Annotated in this window: 5 protein-coding genes; 1 reads left to right on the forward strand and 4 read right to left on the reverse strand. The window is 75.0% G+C overall.

What is annotated here, in order from left to right; translation table 11 throughout:
* The coding region (locus EYA84_RS25435; protein ID WP_394347614.1) for a M23 family metallopeptidase at positions 1-724 on the forward strand (724 nt) is incomplete at its 5' end.
* Here EYA84_RS25435 and EYA84_RS25440 read toward each other — a convergent pair.
* The 4 genes from EYA84_RS25440 to EYA84_RS25455 form a co-directional block, all read right to left on the reverse strand.
* On the reverse strand, positions 612-1,793 hold the full coding sequence (locus EYA84_RS25440) for an aminotransferase class V-fold PLP-dependent enzyme (protein WP_131056051.1): 1,182 nt from the start codon (positions 1,791-1,793) through the stop codon (positions 612-614). The two genes, EYA84_RS25435 and EYA84_RS25440, sit on opposite strands and share 113 nt — an antisense overlap.
* Positions 1,794-1,837: 44 nt before the next feature.
* Positions 1,838-3,052 (reverse strand): tyrosine recombinase XerC, encoded by a 1,215-nt coding sequence (locus EYA84_RS25445; RefSeq protein ID WP_131056053.1) that lies wholly within the window; start codon positions 3,050-3,052, stop codon positions 1,838-1,840.
* 26 nt (positions 3,053-3,078) lie between these two features.
* A complete protein-coding gene (dprA, locus tag EYA84_RS25450) occupies positions 3,079-4,260 on the reverse strand; it encodes a DNA-processing protein DprA (protein WP_131056056.1) in 1,182 nt (393 codons plus the stop codon).
* On the reverse strand, positions 4,257-5,377 hold a 1,121-nt coding region (locus EYA84_RS25455), incomplete at its 5' end, for a YifB family Mg chelatase-like AAA ATPase (RefSeq protein WP_131056058.1). The genes EYA84_RS25455 and dprA, both read right to left, overlap by 4 nt.

Genomic DNA, 5,377 nt, shown 5'->3' on the forward strand with positions numbered 1-5,377 from the left:
GCCGCGCGGCTCTGCGGTGCGGGCGGCGCAGGTGGCTGCCCTGCCTCCCGTCGCGCCGCTTCCGGCTGAGCTGCTCTCGGCTGAGCTGCTTCCGGCTGCGCCGCTCACGGTCGCACCGCTCACGGTCGCACCGGTGCCGGCTGCTCCGGAACGGCCGGCGGAGGCCGCACGGTTCAGATGGCCGGTCGACGGTCGGCCGCATCCGGTGCGTCGCTTCGATCCGCCGCCCCGACCGTGGCTGCCCGGCCATCGCGGGGTCGACCTGCTCGCCCCGGCCGGTGCGACGATCCGGGCCGCCGGCACCGGCACGGTCCTGTTCGCCGGCATGGTCGCCGGACGTCCGGTCGTCTCGGTGGTGCACCCGGACGGCCTGCGCACCACCTACGAGCCGGTCTCGCCGGACGTCACGGTCGGCACGTCGGTGGCGGCGGGAACCGCGCTGGGCACCCTGCTGCCGGGGCACGCCGGCTGCCCGGAGGCGGCGTGCCTGCACTGGGGCCTGCGTCGGGGGGACGACTACCTCGATCCGCTGGCCCTGCTCGGTCTCGGGCGATCCCGCCTGCTGCCGCTCGATCCGGAACCACCCGCCGCGACCTCGCGGCCCGATGCGGTCAGCGTTGGGCGAGCAGGGTGGGCAGCCGGACGGCGAGCCGCTCGTACTCGTCCGGCGAGTTGTACACCTGCCCGCAGAGCCGCAACAATCCCCGTCCGCCGAAGGTCATGACCGCTACCTGGGTGGCGAGCCGCTCGGCGATCCGGGCCTGCAACGCCCGCGCCGCGTCGAGGTTCGTGGCGAGGCCCGCCGGCAACGGGACGATCCGCATGGCGACGGTCGGTCCGCCGGGGTCGAGCAGTCCGGCGGGCGACACCGCGAGCGCGTCCCCGACCACCCGTTGCCCGTACGCGGCCAGTGCGGCGTTGTGCGCGCGTACCCGGTCCACACCGAGGCTGCGCAGTGCGTACAGCCCGGCGGGTGCACTGAGCCACGCGGTGTAGTCCGCCGTCCCCTGCCACTCCAACCGGCCCGGGAAGCCGGACTCCTGCTCCCAGGAGACCACCAGCGGCTCGATCCGGTCCCGCCAGGCCGGTGACACCACGAGCACCGCGGTGCCGCGCGGCGCGTACCCCCACTTGTGCAGGTTGCCGACCCAGAAGTCGGCGCCGATGCCCTGCACCGACGCGGCCAGCATGCCCGGCGCGTGCGCGGCGTCGACCAGCACGGGTACGCCCTGCTCCCGGGCGAGCCCGACGATCGCGGCGACCGGGAACAGTCGGGCCGTGGCCGAGGTGACCTGGTCCACCACCAGCAGCCGGGTACGCCCCGGACGCAGCCCGGACCGGACGACCTGCAGGATCTCCTCGTCGGTGGCGGTCAACGGGACCCGCAACACGCGGTGGGTCACCCCGGTCCGGCGGCACTCCCGCTGCACCGACAGCGTGACCGCGCCGTAGCCGTGGTCGGTGGTGACCACCTCGTCGCCCTCGCGCAGCCCGAGCGACTGGAGCACCACCGCCACACCGGTGGTGGCGTTCGGGATCAGGGCGGTGCCGTCCGGGTCCGCGCCGAGGAAGGTGGCCAGGTGGCGGCGGGTGTGGGCGATCCGGTCGGTCAGCCCCTGCACGAAGAAGCGCAGCGGGTCCGACTCCATCTCGTCGCGCAACCGCTGCTGGGCCCGCTGCGCGACGATCGGCACCGCCCCGAACGAACCGTGGTTGAGGTGACTGGTCGCCGGATCGAGGGAGAAGAGCAGACGGGCGCCCGCGATCGGCTCGGGCGGCGGCGGGACGCTCACCCGATGATCGTAACCGCTGATCGGCGTCGCCCGGCCTGCTCCGCTCAGGCGCGGGGATGTGCCTGCCGGTACGCGGCGCGCAGCCGCTCCATCGAGACATGGGTGTAGACCTGGGTGCTGGCCAGCGACGAGTGTCCCAGCAACTCCTGCACCGCTCGCAGGTCCGCACCACCTTCCAGCAGGTGGGTGGCGGCGGAGTGGCGCAGCGCGTGCGGGCTCGTCCGGGGCAGGTCGGCGGCCTCGGCGTACCCGGCGACGATCCGGCGGGCGGTCGTCGGGTTCAGCCGACCGCCGCGGGCGCCGAGCAGGAGCGCGTCGCGGGATCCCGGGACCGCCAGCACGGTCCGTCCGCGCCGCAGCCAGTCGTCGAGGGCCCGCTGGGCGGGCAGCCCGTACGGCACGGTCCGTTCCCGCCCCCCTTTGCCGTGGACCCGGATCACGCGTCGGCCGTGGTCGACGTCGGCCACGTCGAGCCCGCACGCCTCGCTGACCCGTACCCCTGTGCCGTAGAGCAGTTCGAGCAGCACCCGGTCCCGCAGCCGTACCGCCTCGGCGTCCCGGTCCGGTTCGCCCGGACCATCGAGGGCGCTGTCTCCCCGGCCCGTCCGGTCGGTGCCGGCGGCCCCCGGCACGATGCCTGTGCCCGGCGCGCTCTCTGTGTTCGGCGCGGCGGCGGTGTCCGGGGCGGCGGCGGTGTCCGGCGCGGTGCCCGTGTTGGCGGCGGCGCCTGCGTTCGGGGCGGTGCCGGTGGCGGTGCCTGTCTCGGAGGCGGTGCCTGTGTTGGCGGCGGTGCCCGTGTTCGGCGTGGTGACGCGGGTCGGGGCCTCCACGAGTTGGGCGGCCTGGTCGGCGCGGAGCACCGTGGGCAGGGTCCGTCGTGGGCGAGGACTGGCCAGGGTGGCGGCCACGTCGGTGGGCAACAGCCCCTCCCGGTGCGCCCAGGCACTGAAGGTCCGCGCCGCTGCCGCACGCCGGGCCATCGAGGTGCGGGCCGCGCCCGTCGTGCGTTGCCGGGCAAGCCAGCTGCGTACCGTGTCGAGGGTCAACTCGGCGACCTGGGTGCAGCCCATCCGTCGGGCGTGCTCCATCAGGGACACCAGATCCGCGACGTAGGCCCTGACCGTGTGCGTCGACCGGTTGCGGACCGAGGCGAGGTGGCGGGCGAAGTCGTCCACCGCGTCGCGCAACGGCTCCGGCAGCGCCGCGTGCACCGCCCGGGTGCCGCGGACGTCCCGGCCCTGTCCACCCGTACCCCGCACGGCTGCCAGCCTACGGCGGGCTGGCGTCACCCGCGACCAGCTGGGTCAGCCAGGGCGAACCCGTCCCTGCGCCGCACCACGAGGGACAGTTCCTCCAGCATCGGCAGGGTACGCAGCACCGTGCGGACGGCCAGGCCGGCCCTCGCGGCGAGGTCGTCCACCCCGACGGTGCCGCGTCGGGGCAGCGATTCCAGGATCGACCTCGCGTCGTCGTCGAGCAGGTCGGCGGGGCGTTCCGGACCGCGCGGCACCGGCGCCAGCTCGCCGATCGGACCCACCTCCTCCAACACCTGCGCCAACCCGGTCACCAGCCGTGCCGCCGGTTGTTCCCGCAGGATCTCGTGCGCGCCGACCGACATCGCGGAGGTGACCGGACCGGGCACCACCATCGCGGGCCTGTTCAGGGCGAGCGCGCGTCGGGTGGTCTGGGTCGCACCGCTGCGCGCCGCCGCCTCCACCAGAACGGTGCCTCTGGTGGCCGCCGCGATGACCCGGTTACGGATGAGGAAGCGAGGACGCAAGGGCTCGGCGCCCGGTGGCCACTCGCTGACCAGCAGGCCGGTCTCGGCGATCCGGTCGAACAACGCGGTGTTGCCCAGCGGGTACGGCCGGTCCACCCCGCACGCGAGCACCGCGACGGTCGACCCACCGGCGTTCAGGGCACCACGGTGCGCGGCGGCGTCGATGCCGAACGCACCGCCGGAGACGACCGTCCACTCCCGGTCGGCCAACCCGTAGGCGATGTCCGTGGCGACGTGCAGGCCGTACGGCGTGGCCGCCCGCGCCCCCACCACCGCCACCGACCGGTCCAGCGTCTCGTCCAACCGCCACGCGCCGCGTACCCAGAAGCAGAGCGGCGGCGCCGTCTCTATGTCGACCCGACGTTGCTTGCCGGGCAGTTCCAGTCGGAGGTGCCGCAACTGCTCGACGGTCATCGGCCACTCGTCGTCGTCGGGCGTGACGAGGCGGGCACCGAGCCGGTCGGTGCGGCGCAGTGCCTCGGCGGCGACCGCCCGGGGATCACCGACCCGGGTCCGCGCGGCCACACCGTCGCGCAGGTCCTCCTGCGGTGCCCCGCCGTCCAGCAGCAACTCCAGTGCGGCCACCGGCCCGATCTCGTCGACCAGCCCGTACACCGAACGGGTGCCCGGCTCGGCCAGCCAGGTCAGCGCCACCCGTGCCAGCCGCGACTCCTCGTGCGTGCTCACGTACCCTCTCCCGTCCTCAGTGTGATGGCCTCGGCGATGTCCTTCTTGTCCGGCTGGGCCCGCCCGTCCAGGTCGGCGATCGTCCAGGCGAGCCGGATGACCCGGTCGAAGCCGCGAGCGGACAGCGACCCGGAGTCCAGCCGGGTCCGCAGGTCGGCGGTGACCGGGTCGGGCAGCCGCCACGGTGCCCGGCGCAGGTTCGGCCCGGGTATCTCGGAGTTGAGCCGGCGCCCCAGCGCCGTCCACCGTTCGGCCGCTGCCTGCCGTGCGGCGTCGACCCGCGCGGCCACCACCGCCGAGGTCTCGTGCGCGGCGGGTTCCATCAGCTCGGCCGCCCGCATCGGTGGCAGGCGGACCTGGAGGTCGATCCGGTCGAGCAGCGGACCGGAGAGCCGGGCGAGGTAACGGCGACGAGCGGCGGGGGCGCACTCGCACCGGTCGTCGCCCGCCGGGTTCGCACACGGGCACGGATTGGCGGCCAGCACCAGTTGGGCCCGGGCCGGGTACTCGGCACCGCCCCGACTGCGGGTCAGCAGCACCCGACCGTGCTCCAACGGCTGGCGCAGCGCCTCCAACGCCGGCTTGCTGAACTCCGGCGCCTCGTCGAGGAAGAGCACTCCACGGTGCGCGAGGGAGATCGCACCCGGCCGGGCGAGTCCCGCGCCGCCCCCGACGATGGAGGGCACGGTGGCGGTGTGATGCGGGGCCTGGAACGGCGGCCGGCGGATCAGTCGGCCGCCGGCCGGTAGCAGACCCGCGACCGAGTGCAGCGCGGTCACCTCCAGCGCGGCACCGTCGTCCAGCGTCGGCAGGATCGACGGCAGGCGTTCGGCCAGCATGGTCTTGCCGGCGCCGGGTGGCCCGATCAACGCCAGGTGGTGTCCACCGGCGGCGGCGACCTCCAAAGCCCGCCGGCCGAGCCCCTGCCCGGCGACGTCGGCGAGGTCGGGGCCGGTGATCACCTCCGGTGCGTCGTCGACCGGCGGCTCGATCAGTGGTCGGCCGTCGCGGACGAAGCAGACCAGCCGGTGCAGGCTGTCCACGCCCCGCACCCGCAGGCCGGGCACCACGGCGGCCTCGGCCGCGTTGCCCGCCGGCACGATCACCCGGTCGACGC

Source organism: Verrucosispora sp. SN26_14.1, assembly GCF_004307965.1.
In the GTDB taxonomy this organism is placed as follows: domain Bacteria; phylum Actinomycetota; class Actinomycetes; order Mycobacteriales; family Micromonosporaceae; genus Micromonospora.